The 18,088-nt window shown below is 74.5% G+C and carries 14 protein-coding genes and 1 pseudogene; 8 read left to right on the forward strand and 7 right to left on the reverse strand.

Annotated features, from left to right (window positions below; all coding sequences use genetic code 11):
• Nucleotides 1–47 precede the first annotated feature (47 nt).
• On the forward strand, nucleotides 48–818 hold the full coding sequence (locus ND486_RS05810; RefSeq protein WP_208823789.1) for a FadR/GntR family transcriptional regulator: 771 nt from the start codon (nucleotides 48–50) through the stop codon (nucleotides 816–818).
• 162 nt (nucleotides 819–980) lie between these two features.
• Nucleotides 981–1,358: pseudogene (gene mscL / locus ND486_RS30000) on the forward strand (large conductance mechanosensitive channel protein MscL); the annotation flags it as partial.
• A gap of 216 nt (nucleotides 1,359–1,574) precedes the next feature.
• On the opposite strand, the gene ND486_RS05820 reads toward mscL, so the two are convergent.
• Both ND486_RS05820 and ND486_RS05825 read right to left on the reverse strand, forming a co-directional pair.
• Nucleotides 1,575–2,993: a multicopper oxidase family protein gene (locus ND486_RS05820; RefSeq protein ID WP_251783154.1), complete on the reverse strand. Its 1,419-nt coding sequence runs from the start codon at nucleotides 2,991–2,993 to the stop codon at nucleotides 1,575–1,577.
• Nucleotides 2,994–3,132: 139 nt separating this feature from the next.
• Nucleotides 3,133–3,591 (reverse strand): DUF6220 domain-containing protein, encoded by a 459-nt coding sequence (locus tag ND486_RS05825; RefSeq protein ID WP_251783155.1) that lies wholly within the window; start codon nucleotides 3,589–3,591, stop codon nucleotides 3,133–3,135.
• A gap of 178 nt (nucleotides 3,592–3,769) precedes the next feature.
• Here ND486_RS05825 and ND486_RS05830 point away from each other — a divergent pair, with 178 nt between their 5' ends.
• On the forward strand, nucleotides 3,770–5,182 hold the full coding sequence (locus ND486_RS05830; RefSeq protein WP_062399439.1) for an APC family permease: 1,413 nt from the start codon (nucleotides 3,770–3,772) through the stop codon (nucleotides 5,180–5,182).
• A gap of 9 nt (nucleotides 5,183–5,191) precedes the next feature.
• Here the strand turns inward: ND486_RS05830 and ND486_RS05835 are convergent, their stop codons facing one another.
• From ND486_RS05835 to ND486_RS05850, 4 genes are read right to left on the reverse strand one after another with little or no spacing between them, the layout of a single operon-like run.
• Nucleotides 5,192–6,172 (reverse strand): zinc-dependent alcohol dehydrogenase family protein, encoded by a 981-nt coding sequence (locus ND486_RS05835; protein WP_251783156.1) that lies wholly within the window; start codon nucleotides 6,170–6,172, stop codon nucleotides 5,192–5,194.
• Between the two features lie 58 nt (nucleotides 6,173–6,230).
• On the reverse strand, nucleotides 6,231–7,187 hold the full coding sequence (locus ND486_RS05840) for a TIGR03557 family F420-dependent LLM class oxidoreductase (RefSeq protein WP_251783157.1): 957 nt from the start codon (nucleotides 7,185–7,187) through the stop codon (nucleotides 6,231–6,233).
• A 54-nt stretch (nucleotides 7,188–7,241) separates the two neighbouring features.
• Nucleotides 7,242–8,189, reverse strand: a complete 948-nt coding sequence (locus ND486_RS05845; protein WP_251783158.1) for an NADP-dependent oxidoreductase — start codon at nucleotides 8,187–8,189, stop codon at nucleotides 7,242–7,244.
• Between the two features lie 47 nt (nucleotides 8,190–8,236).
• Complete coding sequence (locus tag ND486_RS05850; protein ID WP_251783159.1) at nucleotides 8,237–9,481, reverse strand: amidohydrolase family protein; 1,245 nt, start codon at nucleotides 9,479–9,481, stop codon at nucleotides 8,237–8,239.
• Nucleotides 9,482–9,706: 225 nt separating this feature from the next.
• On the opposite strand from ND486_RS05850, the gene ND486_RS05855 reads away from it, so the two are divergent.
• The 5 genes from ND486_RS05855 to ND486_RS05875 all read left to right on the forward strand — a co-directional run bounded on the left by ND486_RS05855 (nucleotide 9,707) and on the right by ND486_RS05875 (nucleotide 16,539).
• A complete protein-coding gene (locus tag ND486_RS05855) occupies nucleotides 9,707–10,117 on the forward strand; it encodes an STAS domain-containing protein (RefSeq protein WP_083658628.1) in 411 nt (136 codons plus the stop codon).
• 38 nt (nucleotides 10,118–10,155) lie between these two features.
• The gene (locus tag ND486_RS05860; protein WP_374231388.1) at nucleotides 10,156–10,743 is read left to right on the forward strand and encodes a hypothetical protein; all 588 of its coding nucleotides are present in this window, start codon (nucleotides 10,156–10,158) and stop codon (nucleotides 10,741–10,743) included.
• Nucleotides 10,740–11,456, forward strand: coding sequence for a hypothetical protein (locus ND486_RS05865; protein ID WP_251783161.1), 717 nt, complete (start codon nucleotides 10,740–10,742; stop codon nucleotides 11,454–11,456). Before ND486_RS05860 ends, ND486_RS05865 begins: the two co-directional genes overlap by 4 nt.
• Nucleotides 11,457–11,577: 121 nt before the next feature.
• Nucleotides 11,578–16,044, forward strand: a complete 4,467-nt coding sequence (locus ND486_RS05870; RefSeq protein WP_251783162.1) for a Pls/PosA family non-ribosomal peptide synthetase — start codon at nucleotides 11,578–11,580, stop codon at nucleotides 16,042–16,044.
• 93 nt (nucleotides 16,045–16,137) lie between these two features.
• Nucleotides 16,138–16,539 carry a group 1 truncated hemoglobin gene (locus tag ND486_RS05875; RefSeq protein WP_251783163.1) on the forward strand — a complete coding sequence of 134 codons (402 nt, stop codon included), beginning with the start codon at nucleotides 16,138–16,140 and terminating at the stop codon, nucleotides 16,537–16,539.
• Between the two features lie 43 nt (nucleotides 16,540–16,582).
• Here the strand turns inward: ND486_RS05875 and ND486_RS05880 are convergent, their stop codons facing one another.
• Nucleotides 16,583–18,040, reverse strand: coding sequence for a rhodanese-like domain-containing protein (locus tag ND486_RS05880; protein ID WP_251783164.1), 1,458 nt, complete (start codon nucleotides 18,038–18,040; stop codon nucleotides 16,583–16,585).
• Nucleotides 18,041–18,088: the final 48 nt, after the last annotated feature.

Below are 18,088 nucleotides of genomic sequence, written 5' to 3' on the forward strand. Positions count from 1 at the left end.
AACAGTATTGTTACAGACGTAGGATGTTCGGATGGAAGGATGATCCGGTGCCTCTCGTCACAGCGCGCCGCGGTGGCCTGGTCGACCAGGTCATCGACCAGCTCCGTTCCGCCATCACCGGCGGGGAGTGGCCGGTCGGTGCCCGGATACCGCCGGAGTCGGAGCTGGCCTCGTCGTTGGAGGTCGGCCGCAACACCGTCCGCGAGGCCGTCCGCGCCCTCGCCCACGGCGGCCTGCTGGAGGTGCGCCAGGGCGACGGCACCTACGTGCGGGCCACCACCGAGCTGTCCGGGGCGCTGCGCACGCTGTGCGGCCCGGAGCTGCGCGAGGTGCTGGAGGTCCGCCGCACCCTGGAGGTCGAGGCGGCCCGGATGGCGGCCGCCCGCCGGACCGACGCCGACCTGACCGTCCTGCGGGCGGCGCTGGCCGGGCGCGACCGGGCCGTCGCGGCCGTCGCGGCGTACGGCCGTCGCGGGGAGGAGCCGGACACCGCGGACCTGGAGCGCGCGGCCCGTGCGGACACCGACTTCCACGTGGCCGTCGTCCGGTGTGCGGGCAACGACCTGCTCGTCGAGCTCTACCGGGGTGTGGTGGAGGCGGTCGCGGACAGTGTGAAGACCACGATGCCCGGCACCGCGGGCACCGAGGACGACATCTCCCACACCGGGATCGTCGAGGCCATCGCCGACGGCGACGTGGACCGTGCCGCCCGCGAGGCGGGGGACTTCCTGGACCGGCTCATCGCGGCCCGCCCGGTCACCCCGCAGGGCCCCGCCGGGGAGCGCGGCCCGGACGCCGGGGCCGGGCCCACCGCCTGACCCGCGATCCCCCACCCGGGCCGCCCGTCGACCGGCGCGTCCCGTCCGCCGCGCCGGGCCGCACCGTGCGGGCGCAGGCCCGGCACGGAGGTCACGGTCCGGTTAGCCTCCTTCGCCGGACCCACCCCCCGCCCCCGACCCGATCTCGAGGAGTGCTCCGGCGTGCTGAAGGGCTTCAAGGAATTCCTGCTGCGTGGCAACGTGATCGACCTGGCGGTCGCCGTCGTCATCGGTGCGGCGTTCACGGCCGTGGTCACCGCCTTCACGAAGGCGTTCCTGGAGCCGCTGCTCCGGCTGTTCTCCGGCGGGGAGAACGCCGTGCCCCCGGGCACGATCCCCCTGACCGACGAGGTGCAGCTCGACTACGCGAGCTTCCTCAACGCCGTCATCACGTTCCTGATCACCGCCGCGGTCATCTACTTCCTGGTCGTCTTCCCGATGAAGTGGCTCCAGGAGCGCCGCAAGCGCGACGCCGAGGACCCGGCCCTGGAGACCGACCTCGACCTGCTGAAGGACATCCGCGACCTGCTCCGCGACCAGGCCGAGCGGGACCGCGAGCGGGCCCTCGCCCCGGCACCCCGCGCCGTCGGACAGCCGCCGGCACCGGCGCCGCCGATGCCGCCCGGCCCGCCGCAGGGCCGTCCGGCGCCCCCGTCGCACGCGTCGCAGCCGCCGCAGCCCGGCCCGGTCGACGACGGCTTCCCCGAGCCCTACCCGGACACCCCGCGCCGGCCCCGGCACCGCGGCTGAGCCTGCTCACTCCGGGTCGTTGCCCGACGGCCCGCCGACCCGGTACGGCGTGGTCACCCCCTCGTACATGAGGTGCGCCATCAGGCCCTCCGACGGGTGCGTCAGGTTGTGGCAGTGGTCCATCCACACCCCGGGGTTGTCGGCGACGAAGGCGATCTCGTAGCTGTCGCCGTCGGCGACGTCGAGCGAGTCGATCCACCAGGGGCTGCCCGTCGCGGGCACCCCGTTGCGGGACAGCACGACGGCGTGGTGCCCGTGCAGGTGCATGGGGTGCACCTCGCCGCTGCCGTTGGCGATCCGCATCCGCACCACGTCGCCGCGGGCGACCATGAACATCGGCACGTCCGGCCACATGTGCCCGTCGACCGTCCACCACAGACCGGGCACGCCGTCGACGAAGCCGGGGCGACGGCCGATGTCGTAGTCGAAGCGTCGGTCCGCGGCGGCCGGGTCGAACCCGAGCGGCGCGGGCGTGCCGTAGCCCAGCGGGTCCAGCACGCGGTCCGGCCGTGGTGCCGCCGCCGGGCCGGGGCCGTCGCCGAGGACGACCGCGGCGTTGCCGCCGATCTCCACCCGGGCCCCGCCGGGTGGGACGGTCACCTCCAGGTCCAGCCGGCCGCCCGCGGTGAGCAGCACCGACTCCCCCGTCACCGGGGGCGGGTCGTGCACCTCGGTCCCGTCGATCGCCACGAGGCGGTACGGCGCCCCGGTCACCCACGCCGAGGTCGGGCCGTTGTCGGTGTTGACCATCCGGACCCGGATCCGGGTGCCGGGCGCGGCGGGGACGGGCAGCACGGCGCGGCGGCCGTCGAGCAGGCGTGCGCCCTCGTGGACGTGGGCGGCGGCGACCACGTCCGGCCCAGTGGGGCCGGCGCGCGGCTCGACGACCAGCACCCCGTACAGGCCGCGCTGCACCTGGGTGTTCGCGACCTGGTGCGAGTGGTACCAGTAGGTCCCCGCGTCGCGGGCGACGAAGCGGTAGACGAACTCCCCACCCGGCCCGACGGCGTCCTGGGTGACACCGGCGGTGCCGTCGTCGCCGTTCGGGACGTCGACGCCGTGCCAGTGCAGCGTGATGCCGTCCGGCACGTCGGCGTTGACCAGCCGCACCTGCAGCACGTCGCCCTGCCGGATCCGGATCAGCGGGCCGGGCGACGTCCCGTTGAGGGTGTAGCCGTCGAGGGTGCGGCCCGAGGGCAGCGGGATCGCCTGCCTGCGAGCGGTGAGCGTCAGCGACACGGCGGGGGCGGCCGCCGAGGTCTCGCGCAGGGTGTCGACGCCCACCCCGTGGTGGTCGTGCGTCTCCGGGACCGGGGCGCCGCCGGTGTCGACGTAGCCCATGTCGGTCACCGCGTACGGGGTCGGCAGCAGGCTCCCCCACCACAGCCATCCGACCGGGGCCAGTAGGGCGAACGTCGCCAGCACCGCCACGGCCACCCGGCGGCGCCCGGGCCGCGGCGCAGCGGGCGGACCGTCCGGCGGTTCCCCGGGGGGACCGGGCGGCCCGCCGGGCTCCGGCCGTGCCGTGGGGACGGGGTCGGCGGCGATGGCGGCGCTCCCGGGCTCAGGCGACCCGCTCGCCGGCCGTCGCGGCGGCACCGGACCGCGAGCCGGCCCGCTGCCCCGCGACCACGGCGCAGGCGAACAGCGCGAGCGCGCAGAGCCCGTGCAGCGCCCCGAGCCCGGTCACCGAGTGCCCGAGGATGCCGAGCAGGACCTGCAGCGCGACCAGCCCGACGACGATCCCCGCCCACCGCACCCCGCCCGGGACGCGGGCGAAGAACGCGACGACCAGCAGCGCCAGCGCCAGCACCGGCACGACGATCTGCCCGTTGATGCCGTGCAGCGCGAACCCGCCGACCCCGGTGAAGTCGGTCGTCTCGCTCTCCATCCCGGCCTTGTCGAGGACCCCTCCGCCCTCGATCCAGGTGCCGAGGCCGAACACGGCGTAGGCGATCGCGGCGGCCTGGATCAGGACCTCCAGCGCGACGAGATGGGCGATCACTCGGTAGGCGGTACGCACGGCGACCTCCGGCTCCTGCGACGAGCGGACGCCGGACAGTGAACGTCACGTGAGCGGGGTCACACATGCTCAATCCAGATGAAACACTCCACCCTTTCGACTCGACACGGCACGAACCCCCCACCAGGCTGAGCCGGTCGCGGGCGGCACGGGCCGCCGCGGAGGGGAGCGCACCACGATGGCGGACGCCACGACGTCGACGGCGGAGGACGGGCCGGCGCTGAAGCGGGTCATGGGGCCCAAGCTCCTGCTGCTGTTCATCATCGGCGACATCCTGGGCACGGGCATCTACGCCCTGGTCGGCCAGGTCGCCGAGGAGGTCGGCGGGGCGGCGTGGGTGCCGTTCCTGGTCGCCTTCGCCATCGCCATGATCACCGCGTTCTCCTACCTGGAGCTCGTCACCAAGTACCCGCAGGCGGCGGGCGCGGCGCTCTACACGCACAAGGCGTTCGGCATCCACTTCCTGACGTTCATGGTCACCTTCGTGGTGATGAGCTCGGGGATCACCTCGGCGTCGACGGCGTCGCGGGCGTTCGCGGCGAACCTGAACGAGGGCTTCGGGCTGGACCTGGGCAACGGCGGGATCGTCCTGATCGCGCTCGGCTTCATGCTGCTGGTCGCGCTGGTGAACTTCCGCGGCGTCGGCGAGAGCGTGAAGCTCAACGTGGTCCTCACCCTGGTCGAGCTGTCCGGGCTGCTGCTGGTGATCCTGATCGGGATCTACGCCATCGCGGGCGGCGACGCCGACTGGTCGCGCGTCGTCGCCTTCGACACCCCCGAGGACAAGGGGGTGTTCCTGGCGGTCACCTCGGCGACCTCGCTGGCGTTCTTCGCGATGGTCGGCTTCGAGGACTCGGTGAACATGGCCGAGGAGTGCCACGAGCCGCGCCGGATCTTCCCCAAGATCATGATCACCGGGCTGACCATCACCGGGGTCATCTACGTGCTCGTCGCCATCTGCGCGGTGGCGCTGGTCCCGGTCGGCCCGCTGGCGGCGAGCGAGACGCCGCTGGTCGAGGTCGTCCGCGCCGGGGCGCCCGGCATCCCGGCCGACCTGGTCCTGCCGTTCATCTCGATGTTCGCCGTCGCCAACTCGGCGCTGATCAACATGTTGATGGCCTCGCGGCTGCTCTACGGGATGGCCAACCAGGCCGTGCTGCCCAAGCCGCTGGCCCGGGTGCACCCGTTCCGCCGCACGCCGTGGGTGTCGATCATCTTCACCACGCTGATCTCGTTCGCGCTGATCAGCTACGTGTCGCTGGACTCGGACTCCGACGTCGTCTCCGCGCTCGGCGGCACCACGTCGCTGCTGCTGCTCGCGGTCTTCACCGTCGTCAACATCGCGGTGCTGGTGCTGCGCCGCGACCGGATCGCCGAGGACCACTTCCGTGCGCCGCCCGGGCTGCCGGTCGTCGGCGCCGTCGCGAGCCTGTACCTGGTCCTGCCGTTCTCCGGGCGCGACACGATCCAGTACGAGCTGGCCGGGCTGCTGCTCCTGCTCGGCCTGGTGCTCTACGCGATCACCCTGCTGCTCAACCGCAGGCTCGGGGTGAAGAAGGCGGCCCTGGACCCGTCGAAGCTGGACGGCTGAGCGGTCCGATCACGGCCGGAGGACGATCTTCCCGACCTGGGCGTTGGACTCCAGGTGCTCGTGCGCGGCGACGACCTGGTCGAGGCCGTCGAACACCCGGTCCACCTGCGGGGTGAAGTCCCCACCGCGCATCCCCGCGGCGACGAACGCGGCCGCCCGGCGCAGGCGTTCGGCGTCGCGGGTCATCGCGAACAGCGTGAACGAGCGGACGACGAGATCGGGCAGCGTCGCCGTCGGGAAGATCGTCGGTTCACCGGAGAGCCTGCCGTGGATGACGATCGTGCCGTCCGGGCGGACCGCGTCGGCCATCGTCTCGACGGCGGGTCCGGCGACGGCGTCGAACACGACGTCCAGGCCCCGCCCGCCGGTGATCTCCCGGCAGCGCGCGACGAGGTCCTCCTCCCCGGTGGCGACGACGTGTGCGGCGCCGGCGTCGAGCAGCGCCTGCGCCTTGGCGCGGCTGCGGCTGGTGGCGATCGGGACGGCGCCGATCCGGTTCGCGGTCGCGATCGCCGCCAGCCCCACGCTCGACGACGCCGCCGTCACCAGCACGTGGTCGCCCGGCTGCAGGACGCGCGGTTCGAGCAGCCCGGCGTAGGCGACGAGGAACGGCATCCAGGTCGCGGCCCCGGTCACCGCGTCCACCGGCCGCGGGACCAGGGCACGGGCCGGGACGAGGGCGTGGTCGCCGTAGACGGTGTGGTCGTTCATGGAGAACGCCGGGACGATGCTCACCGGGTCCCCCGCCGACCAGCGGTCCACGCCCGCGCCGACGGCGGCGACGGTGCCCGCGGCCTCGTAGCCCAGACCGGCCGGGAGCCGGGTCGGCTCGATGTACTCACCGCGCCGGAACATCGACTCGGCCCGGTTCAGCCCGATCGCCTCGACGGCGACGACGGCCTCCCCCGGCCCCGGCTGCGGCACGGGCTCCTCGACGACCGTGAGCACCTCGGGCCCGCCGAGCTCGGTGAAACGAACGACCCTGTTCATGCCCTCCACCCTGCCGGTCGGGCCGGTCCGCGCACCCCGTCCGACCGGCCGGGATCGCTCAGAGCGCGCGGAGCCGGCCCGCGAGCTCACCCTCGTAGAAGGCGAAGAACTCCTCGACGTCCGGTCCGGCGCTGATCAGCGCGAGCCGGTCGTAACCCGCGTCGGCGAAGCCCTTCGCCGTCGCGACGTGGGTCTCGACGTCCGGGCCCGCCCCGAACGCGTCGGCCATGTCCTCCCTGCGGACGAAGGCCGTCGCAGCCTCGAAGTTGCGCACGTTCGGCAGCTCGGCCTGGATCTTCCAGCCGGTCGGGCCGAACCGGAACAGCCGGTGCGCGGACTCCAGCGCGGCGTCGACGGTGTTGGCGTAGGCCAGCGGGACCTCGGCCCAGCGGGAGCCGGTGCCGCCGGCCGCGGTGTAGACGTCGATCAGGTCGGTGCGGGGCTCGGTGGCGAACAGACCGTCGCCCAGCTCACCGGCGATCCGGGCCGCCTTCGGCCCACCCGCGGCGACGACGATGTCCGGCAGCGTCTCCGGCAGATCGAACACCCGCGCGTCCTCGACGGACAGGTGGGTGCCGCGGTAGGTGCGGTAGCCGCCGCTCCACAGCAGACGGATGATCTCGAGTGCCTCGCGGAGCATGGCGTGCCGCACCCCGACGACCGGCCACGGGTGCCCGGTGACGTGCTCGGACAGCTGCTCGCCGGAGCCGACGCCGAGGGTGAACCGGCCGTCGGACAGCAGTGCGGTCGTCGCCGCGGCCTGGGCGATGATCGCCGGGTGGTAGCGGATCGTCGGGCAGGTCACCCCGGTGGCCAGGCCGATCCGCTCGGTCCGCATCGCGATCGCGGCGAGGATCGACCAGGCGAACCCGGAGTGTCCGTGGCTCTCCAGCCACGGGTGGTAGTGGTCGGAGATCTCGACGAAGTCGAAACCGGCCTCCTCCGCCCGGACGGCCTGGCGGACCATCTCCTGCGGCGTGTGGGCCTCGGCGAAGAGCTTGAAGCCGATCTGCACGACGGGTGTCCTCTCCTCGGGGGTGCCCCGGCGGGGTTCCCGGCAGGCGTCGGATCACTCCTGCGGCAGCAGGACGATCTTCCCCGCGGTGTGCCGCTTCTCCAGCTCGGTGTAGGCCTCGCGGACCCCGTCGAGCGGGTACCCGGCCGCGATCGGGACCTGCAGGGCCCCGTCGGCGACGAGCGCGCCGAGCGCGGCGAGGTCGTCGCGGCCCGCGGAGTCGGCGGTGCCCCGGGTGGCGGCGCCGTGGGCCTGCGCGCCCTCGAAGTCGATGATCGTGTTGATCCGCTCCGGGGGGACACCGAGCTCGCGGGCGAGCGCCACGTAGCCGCCACCGACGAGGTCGACCACGGCGTGCACCCGGTCCGGCGTCGCGGCGCGCAGGTTCGCCAGCGTCTCCTCGGGCGAGGACCCGTAGGCGACCGGGGTCACGGCCAGCTCGCGCAGCCGGTCGTGGTTGCGCTCGGAGGCGATCCCGACGACCTCCACGTCGCGCAGCGTCAGCAGCTGCACCGCGATCTGCCCCACCCCGCCCGCGGCACCGGGGACGACGACCGTCTCCCCCGGCTGCGGGTCCACCGACGCGACCGACGCGGCCGCGGCCGTCCCGGCGATGTAGAGCACCCCGGCCGTCACGACGTCGAGACCGGCCGGGCGGCGCAGGACCTGCTCGGCGGGCACGTCGACGTGGGTGGCCTGGGAGGCGCGGTCGTCGGTCCAGCCGAAGACGTCGTCGCCGGGCTCGACGTCGGTGACGCCCTCCCCGACCGCCGCGACGACCCCGGCCCAGTCGCTGCCCTGCCCGCTGGGGAACGTGCTGGGCCAGGACCCGGCGAACACGCCTTCGCGCAGCGCGGTCTCGCCCGGGTTGATCCCGGCCGCGTGCACCTCGACCAGGACACGGCCCGGACCGGGGTCGTCGAACCCGACACCGGCCACGTACAGCTCGTCGACGCCGCCGTAGCGGTCGTACCGCACGGCCCTGCCCTCACGTGTGCTCATGTCGGGCAGCGTTCCCGCCGCGCGACGGCCTGCACCGATGAGCCGGGTCACACCGGTGGGTGCAGCTCCACGGCCGCGCCGGTGACGGTCCGGCGACCGCCCTTCAGCACCCAGCGGACCGGTGCGACGGCCGCGACCGCCGTGCCCGGGTCGGGCGCGTCGAGGCAGACCAGGTCGGCCGGGGCCCCCGCGACGACCCCGGTGGCGGCGGCCGGGGTGCCGAGCACCCGGGCGGCGCGCGGGCCGACCAGGTCCAGGCAGGCCGCCAGCTGCTCCGGCGACGCCTGGTGGGTCAGGTTGGCGTAGAGGTTCGCCATCCGGACCAGGGAGCCGTCGCCGTAGGGGGTGAAGGCGTTGCGGACGTTGTTCGTGGCCACCGCCGCCGGGGCGTCGCGCTCGACGAGCCGGTCCAGCACGACGACCCCGCGCGGCGCCCCGGCGCCGGTCTCCCGGCCGGTGAGGAACAGGTCCGTCGACGGCAGGGCGACCACGCCGACCCCGGTCCCGGCGCACCGGTCCAGCACCGCGGCGCGCCGCTCCGGCTCCAGGAACGACCACGCCGTGCCGTGGCCCGCGGTGACCCGGCCGCCGAGGCCCGCCCGTTCGGTCAGGTCGCACAACGTGCCGATCAGCGCGCCCTCGGCGGTGCCGTCGAACAGGTCCAGGTGCAGGTCGACGTCGGCGTCGTGGTCCGCCGCCAGCCCGAACACGCGGTCCAGCTGGCCCGCGGGGTCGTCGTCGGCGTAGGGGGCGCCGCCCACGACCGCGCGCCGGCCCGCCGCCCGGGCCCCGCCGAGCGCCTCGTCGAGCAGCCGGGCCGTCTCCGGCGAGCCGGTCAGGCCGTCCTGGGCGAAGACGCAGACCTCGACGTCGACGGCCCAGGCCCAGTCCGCCGCGGCCGCCAGCACACCCTCCAGCCCGCGGCGCCCGACGGTCGGGTCGAGCTCGACGTGGGTCCGCACCCGGGTGGTGCCGTGCGCGACGCAGGACGCCAGGACGGCCCCGGCGCGGGCGGCGACGTCGTCGACGGTGAAGTCCGCCTTCATCGCCGCGGTCTCGGCCATCGCGTCGTCGACGGTGCCGCCGGACCACGAGCAGCGGTCCGCGGTGAGCGCCTTGTCCAGGTGCAGGTGCGCGTCGACGAGGCCGCCGACGACCAGCCGGTCCCCCGCGTCGGTACCGGGTGTCCCGGCGGGCGCCGGGACACCCACCGACCGGATCCTGCCACCGGACATCACGATGTCGACGGCGCCGTCGTGGCCGGGGACGCGGGCGCGCCGCACGACGGTCACGGCTCCGTCGTCGGCCGGGTCCGGGGGTCGCGGTGATGTGGAGGTGGTCACCCGGTGAAGACTCTCTCCCCGGGCAGGATCCCGCAGGTCGACCGGTGGACAACGGCCCGGGGCCCGGTACGGTGAACCCATCGGAAACTCGGCCGTACGTCCCCGGACATCCGGCCCCGCACCATCCGGCGGGCGGGGTCGCGGGCGAGGCGTGCCCGAAGCCGGGTGGCCGTCGTGACGTCGGCCGAGCCCGGTCGCCGGCGGCTCGGCCACACGGGCAGCTGGCCGGAGCCGCACTCCCGGGTGAGCCTGCGCGAGCACACCCCGGCGCCCGGTGTGACCGTCCTCGAGGTGATCGGTGACGTCGACCTCGCCGAGGCCGAGGCGATCCGGGCCCGGATGTCGGAGATGCTCCACCAGACGCGACCGGCACGGGCCCTGCTGGACCTGTCCGGCGTCGGGTTCCTCGGGTCGCACGGCCTGACCGCGGTGGTCCGGTCCTCCCGGGCGGCCGGTGAGGCCGGGGTCCGTCTCGACGGGGTCACCGGCCCGGGCAACCGTGCGGTGATCCGGCCGGTGCGGATGACCGGGCTGGACCAGGTCATCACCTGGTACCCGGATCTCGACACGGCCCTGGGGGCCTGAGCCTGCACCCCGACGATCTCGTCCGGCGCGCGCCGCGCCTGTTCCACACCACGCCCGCCGCGTCGTGGCCCGGGATCGCCGCACACGGGCTGCTGCCGGTCGCGGGTCTGCTCGACCTGTTCGGGGTGACCGGCGACGAGCGGGAACGGCTGCTGACCACCCGTCGCCCGCGGGCGGTGCGGCTGCACCATCCCGAGCACGGCACCGCCTGGCTGCGTGACCAGCGTCCGCTCAACCCGGCAACCCTGGGACGGATGCTCGACCCGGCGTCCGGGTTCGGTGTGGCCGACTACCTGCGCCGGATCAACGGCTGCGCGTTCCTGTGGGCGGACCCCGCCCGCCTGCGCCGGCTGCACGCGCTGCCCCGCTACGCCGACACCGAGCACGTCGTCCTCACCGTCGACACCGCGTCGCTGCTGGCCGCGCACGGCGACCGGGTGCTCGTGACCCGGATCAACTCCGGCGCCGCGCTGTTCGCGCAGGGGCGGCGCGGGCCGGACACCTTCCTGCCGGTGGGGCGGGTGCCGTCGTCGTGGCGGCCGGTGGAGGTGGCCGTGCCCGGCGGCGTCCGGGACCTGCTCGCGCACCTGGTGGACGCCCCGGCCGTACCGGAGCGCTCCGGATGAGCCGGCCGGTCGCCGTCGTGCTCGCCGACGCCTGGACCCGGCCGTCGGCCGGCGACCACACCGACGACACCGAGGCCGTCGCCGACCTGCTGCGCCGCAGCGGGCACGGGTTCGACGTCCGGACCGCGGGCCCGGCGGGCGACCGTCCGCTGCGAGAGGCACTGTCCGACCCGGACACGGTGCTGTTCGCCCACCCCGGTGCCTCCGGCGACGACGAGGCCGCGTTCCGGCGGCTGCGCGCGGACAAGGGCGTGATCCGCCGGTTCGTCCACGGGGGCGGGTGCTACCTGGGCGTCTGCATGGGCGCGTTCCTGGTGGAGCGCGGCTTCCTCAACCTCGTCGGCCTCGCCGTCGACGAGTACTGGTCCCGTCCGGGGGCCGATCCGTCCACCCCGGACCCGGCACTGGTCACGGTCCGGTGGCGCGGAGCCGAACGGCGGATGTACTTCCAGGACGGGGGCGTGATCCGGCCGACGCGCCGGGCGCTCGCCGAGACCGAGATCCTCGCCACATACGCCGACGGCACGGTGGCCGCCTGCGTCACCCGGTGCGGTGACGGGGCGGTCGGTGTCGTCGGCCCGCACCCGGAGGCCCCGCCCTCGTGGTTCCACGACCACGGTGTCGATCTCCCGGCGGACCATCATCACGACCTCGGGATCGATCTCGTCGACACGCTGTTCCGGACGGTCCACGGGTCGTCGTCGCCGCCCTGACGACGGCGGACCCCTCGTCTGGCTACGCACTCCACCCCACCGGGGTTCACTGGTTTGCGAGTGATGATCGCCACGCCCGACCTGCACTTTTCGTCCCCTCGGGAAGGGGTAGGCCGGAGTCATGTCCGACGTGTCCAACCGGTCGGCCCTCACCGGTGGGGTCGACGGCGGCGACGACCGCGCCACGCAGCCGGGACAGCCCCAGGTGATCCGCCGGGACCTGCCGTACCGCCCCTCGCCGACCCGCCGTCCGGTGCCGAGCCCCCGCCCCCGCCGCGGCGCCGTGCCGCTCGACGACCGCGTGCTGGTCCCCGGGGCGACCCTGGAGGCCTCCCGGGCCCGGCCCGGCGAGCAGCTCGCCGAGGTGTTCGAGGAGGCCGTCGACCACCACCCGGACGCCGTCGCCGTCGACACCGGCGACGCCACGCTGACCTACCGCGAGCTCGACGGCCGCACCAACCGTCTCGCCCGGCACCTGCGCGGGCGCGGCACCGGGCCCGGCGACGTCGTCGGGCTGCTGCTCGACGACCCGGTGGAGAGCTACACCGCCATGCTCGCGGTGCTCAAGACCGGGGCCACCTTCGTCCCGATGGACGCGGGCTTCCCCGCGGACCGCGTGGCGTTCATCCTCTCCGACTCCGCGGCCGGTCTGCTGCTGGTCACCGACAGCGCGCTGGCGAAGGTCGGCGACCCCGTGCGGGGCGACGTCGAGATCCTCTCGGTCACCGGTGCGGCGGCCGCCGACATCGCCGCCTGTTCCGACGAGCGGCTCGGACCGGACAGCCGTCGCACACCGGGCCGCGAGCACCCCGCCTACCTGATCTACACCTCCGGCTCCACCGGCCGACCCAAGGGCGTCGTGATCGGGCACCCGGCGATCTGCAACTTCGTGCGGGTCGCCGCCGACGAGTACGGCGTCCGCGCCGACGACCGCATGTACCAGGGCCTGACCCTGGCCTTCGACTTCTCCGTCGAGGAGATCTGGACCTCGTTCCTGACCGGCGCCACCCTCGTCCCCAAGCCGGCCGGGGTGTCGCTGGTCGGCGAGGACCTGCACGACTTCCTGGTCGAGCGCCGCGTCACCGCGATGTGCGTGGTGCCGACGCTGCTCGCCACCGTCGAGGCGGACCTCGACGACCTCCGCTTCCTGCTCGTGTCCGGCGAGGCCTGCCCGCAGGACCTCATCCGTCGCTGGTGGACCCCGCAGCGCCGCTTCCTCAACGTCTACGGCCCCACCGAGGCCACCGTCACCGCGACGATGGCGCAGGTCCACCCGGACCGCCCGGTGACGATCGGGCGGCCGCTGCCGACCTACGCCGCCCTCGTCCTGGACACCACCGACCCGACCCGGGTGCTGCCGTTCGGCGAGACCGGGGAGCTGGCCGTCGCCGGGGTGGGGCTGGCCGACGGCTACCTCAACCGCGACGAGAAGACCGCCGAGGTGTTCGTCCCGGCCCCGGTCGACCTGCCGAACAACCCGTCCGGGCTCATCTACCGCACCGGTGACCTCACGCGGATCAACGCCGACGGCGAGATCGAGTACCGGGGCCGCATCGACCTGCAGGTCAAGGTCCGCGGCTACCGCATCGAGCTCTCCGAGATCGAGGCCGTGCTGCAGGACCACCCCGCCGTCGCGATGGCCGTGGTGGACACGTTCGAGCCGACACCCGGAACGACGGAGCTCGTCGGCTACTACAGCCTGGTCCGCGGCGCGGAACCGCCGACCGACCTGCGGGCCCGCCTGCAGGACCGGCTGCCGTCCTACATGGTGCCCGCCTACCTCGAGCACCTCGAGCTCATCCCGATGACGACCAGCGACAAGGCGGACCGCAGGAACCTGCCCGCGCCGACCGGCAGCCGCGTGGCCGCGACCGGCCCGGTCGTGGGCCCGGCGACCGACGTCGAGCGCGGCCTCGTCGCCGAGCTCGCCACCGCGCTGCGGGTCGAGCCCGCCGAGATCTCGGTCGAGGCCGACCTCTTCGACGAGCTCGGCGCCACCTCGCTGCTGCTGGCCGGGTTCGCCGCCGCCGTGCGCCGTCGCGACGACCTGCCGTCGGTGTCCGCACGCGACATCTACCGCCACCCCACCGTGCGCCGGCTCGCCGCCGCGCTCGGCGACGTCGTGCCGGCCGTGGCCGCGGAGCCGGTCGAGCCGGTGCGCGCCCGCCCGGTGGCGCATGCGCTGACCGGGGTCGCGCAGCTGCTGTTCCTGCTCGCCTCCGGGTTCGCCGCCGCCGCGGTGCTGGTCCTCGGCTACCGCTGGATCTCCACCGCGCCCGACGCGGTGTCGCTCACCGGCCGGGCCGCGCTGTGGACCGCGGGGGTGCTCGTCGCCGTCGTGCTGCTGCCGGTGCTCGCGAAGTGGACGCTCGTCGGCCGCTTCCGCGAACGGACCGTGCCCCTGTGGGGCGCCGCCCACCTGCGGTTCTGGGTCGTCTCCACGCTGATCCGGACCAACCCGATGGCGCTGGCCGTCGGCACCCCGCTGTACACCGGCTGGCTGCGGCTGCTCGGCGCGCGGATCGGGCGCGGCAGCGCCCTGTTCGGGGCCGTCCCGGTCGCCACCGACCTCGTCCGGGTCGGCGCCCGCACGATCGTGCACCCGGAGGCGTCGCTGCAGGGCTACCGGGCCGTGCCCGGTGCGCTGGAGTTCGGCCCGGTCGGCGTCGGCGACGACTGCGTGGTCGGCGAGGCCGCCGTGCTCGACATCCGGACCTGGATGCAGGACGGGTCGCAGCTGGGCCACGCCTCGGCGCTGCGCTCCGGCGTCACCGTCCCGGCCGGCCAGGTCTGGCACGGTTCGCCCGCCGGTCCGTCCGGCTCGGACTACCGCGGGCCCGACGCCGTCGGCGCGGGGCGGCTGCGCCGGGTCGTCTACTCGGCGGTGTTCGCCGGGCTGTCCTGGGCCGTCGCGACGGCGGTGTTCGCGCTGCTCGTCGGTCTGTTCGCCCGCTTCGCCCCGCAGGTGGCCGGTCTGATCGGCCTGACCGGTGCCGACATGGGCGCGCACTGGTGGTTCTTCCTGGTCGGCGCGATCGCGGTGGTGGCGCTGGTCGTGGCCGCCCTGCTGGTGGGCGTGCTCGCCGTGCTGACGCTGCCGCGGCTGGCCGCGCTGTTCGTGCCGGTCGACCGCACCTTCCCGCTCTACGGCGTGCGCCACGTCGCGCAGCAGATCGTGACCGGGGTGTCGAACGCACGGTTCCTGGTGCTGCTGCTCGGCGACAGCTCGTTCATCACCGGCTACCTGAAGGGCCTGGGCTACGACCTCGACGACCTGCGCCAGACGGGGTCGAACTTCGGCACCCAGCTCCGCCAGGAGTCGCCGCGGCACGCCCGCGTCGGCACCGGGACGATGGTGTCCGACGGACTGCGGATGATGAACACCGAGCTGTCGCACGACTCGTTCCGGATCCGCCCGGTGCGGCTGGGCCGGGACAACTTCGTCGGCAACGACGTGCACCTGCCGCCGGACGCCCGGATCGGCGACGACGTGCTGCTCGCGACCAAGGTCATGGTCCCGGTGGACGGGCCGGTGCGGACCGGGGTGGGCCTGCTCGGCTCGCCGCCGATGGAGATCCCGCGCACCGGCGCGGGGCCGCACCCGAACCACCCGGCCACCGACGAGGAGCTGGCCCGCCGGCTGCGCTCCAAGAACCGCTACAACGCCTCCACCCTCGTCGTCACGGTGCTGCTGCGGGCCCTCGGCGTCGCGGTCGCGCTGGTCCCGCTCGGGATCTCGGTGGCGCTCTGGCCGGCGTGGGGCCTGTGGGCCCTCGGCCCGGCCGTGTTCCTCGGCCCGCTGCTGCTCATGGTGTGGTCGGCGCTGCTGGAGCGCGCGACGCTCGGCTTCCGCGGCCTGCAGCCGCGCACCGCGTCCATCTACGACCGCTACTTCTGGTTCCACGAACGGCTCTGGAAGCTCTACGTCCGGCCGGTGCTGGCCGGGACCCCGCTGCTCGTGTGGCGCAACCGCCTGGCCGGTCTGCGCGCCGGGAGGCGCGTCTTCGACGACGGCGCCGCCCTGCCGGAGAAGAGCCTGGTCTCCCTCGGCGACGACGTCGTGCTCAACTCCGGGTCGGTCCTGCAGTGCCACTCGCTGGAGGACGGCCGCTTCGAGTCCGGCCGGATCCGGGTCGGCGACGGCGTGACCGTCGGCGTGCGGGCGTTCGTGCACTACTCCACCGACATCGGCGACGGCGCGACGCTGGCCGCCGACTCGTTCCTGATGAAGGGCGAGCAGGTGGCCCCGGGTGAGCGCTGGGGCGGGAACCCGGCCGAGCCGGAGGCGGACGACGCCCCGGTGCCGGACCACCGCGCGCCTGCGGAGCCCGCGGTCCCGGTCGTGCCCGTGCCGGCCCAGCCGTTCACCGAGGAGGTGTTCCTGTCGCGGGTGCAGCAGTACCTGGAGCTGCACGATGTCGCCTGGGCCACCAACGCCTCGGTCGCGGTGCTCGACACCCTGGCCCGCAGCCTGGGTGCGGACGCCCGTGACGACTTGGCCCGGCACCTGCCGTCCGGGCTGCGGGTCCAGGTCCCGTCGCTGACCGGCTACGGCCCGGGACACGGGCAGCACGCGGTCGACGACTGACCGTACGGCCGGGAAACCGGTTGTGCACTATTGACGACACCCGCACCGCACGGGATTGTGATCGGGTCCCGACAACGGAGTGGGAGCGTCGTCATGCCCGAACAGCAGTCCCTGTACGACCGCCTCGGCGGCATCTACGCGATCGCCGGGGCGGTCGACATCCTCGTCGACCGGCTCTTCGCGAACGCCTCGGTCAACGCGAACGAGGGGGTGCACGCCCACCACGGCGACCCGTCCAACGCCCCCGGCTACAAGTTCCTGGTCACGGCGTGGTCGGTGCAGGCCGCGGGCGGTCCGCAGTGCTACCCGGGCATGGACATGGTCACCGCGCACGAGACGCTGAAGATCACCGACGAGCAGTTCGACGCGGTCGCGCTGGAGATCTCCTCGACGCTGAACTTCTGCGGGGTGCCCACGCCGGAGCACACCGAGTTCATGGAGATCATCGAGAGCTACCGGTCCGAGGTCGTGGAGCAGCGGCCCAAGGCGGCCTGACGCGCCCGTCCCGCCGGCGTCGACGGGCGCCGGCGGGATCCGCTCAGCGTCGGGCGGGCAGGTCCGGGTGCCAGTCCGCGGCCACCGCCAGCTCGTGGTGCAGGTGCGCGGCGACGTCGGCGCGACGACGCCGCTCCTCCGGCAGGGCCGCCCACGCGGCGTACCCGCCGGCGAGGTCACGGACGTCGGCGAACCCGGCACGGCGCAGCAGCGAGGCCGCCACACCCGAGCGGTAGCCGCCCGCGCAGTGCACGACGACCGTCCGGTCCCGGGCGACCTCGTCGAGCCGGCGGGGCAGCTCGGCGAGCGGGATCCGGCGCGCCCCCGGCACCGCCCCCGCCGCGAGCTCACCGCGGTTGCGCACGTCGAGCACCTCCGGTCGGTCGGGTCCCGCGAGCATCTCCGCCAGCGCGGCCGCGTCGACCCGCTCCGAGCGCTGCGTACGCCCCGGCTCCGCGAGCACGGCGTCCGGGCCGCGCAGGTAACCGAGGACCCGGTCGGCCCCGATCCGGGCCAGACGGGTCACCACCTCCTCCTCGCGGTCCTGCGGAGCGACCACCACGATGTCGCGGTCCGGGTCGACCACGGTGCCCGCGGTCTCGGCGAAACGGCCGTCGAGCGGCACCGACAGGGAGCCCGGGAGGTGCCCGGCGGCGAAGGCGTCCGCGTCGCGGGCGTCGAGCAGGACCGCGCCCCGGCCGGCCAGGTCGTCGACCTCGGCGACGGCGAGCGGGCGCGCGGGCCGCGCCGGGTCGAACAGCCCGTGCCCGCGACGGTTGGCGATCGCGTCGTGGACGAAGTAGCCGGGCGCGGCCGGCTGACCGGTGGTGACCATCGCGAGGAAGTCCTCGACGTCGGTCGGCCGGCAGGCGGGGTTGTCGCGCCGCTGGTCGCCGATGGTCGACGCACGCTCGGTGGACAGGTTCTTCCCGCAGGCCGACCCCGCGCCGTGGCCGGGCAGCACCCGCACCGCGTCGGGCAGCTCCATGAGGCGGGCCACCGAGGCGTGCAGCCGCCGGCCGAGCTCGTCGGCGGTCACGCCGATCGAGGCCAGCAGGTCCGGCCGGCCGACGTCGCCGACGAACAGGGTGTCTCCGGTGAGGACGGAGTGGGGGACCGCGTCCCCGGCGTGCTCCCACACCAGGACGCTGATCGACTCGGGTGTGTGGCCCGGTGTCGCCAGCACCTCGAGCACGACGTCGCCGAGCTCGATCCGCTCGCCGTCGGCGAGGAGGCGGGCGGGGAACTCCGGGCGTGCCTCGTCGCCGAACCCGATCCACGCCCCGGTCCGCTCGGCGAGCTCCAGGTGGCCCGCCAGGAAGTCGGCGTGGAAGTGGGTGTCGATCACCCCGACGATCGTCAGGCCGTGCGCGGCGGCGTCGGCGAGGTACTCCCCGACGTCGCGGCGGGGGTCCACGACGACGGCACGTCCGGTCGTCTCGTCGCCGACGAGGTAGGAGGCCTGGGACAGGCATTCCAGGTAGTACTGCGTGAGGATCATGGCGCGTCTCCGATCGTGGTCCGGATGCTCCATGGATACCCCCAGGGG

It is taken from the genome of Pseudonocardia sp. DR1-2, assembly GCF_023717215.1.
In the GTDB taxonomy this organism is placed as follows: Bacteria; Actinomycetota; Actinomycetes; order Mycobacteriales; family Pseudonocardiaceae; genus Pseudonocardia; species Pseudonocardia alni.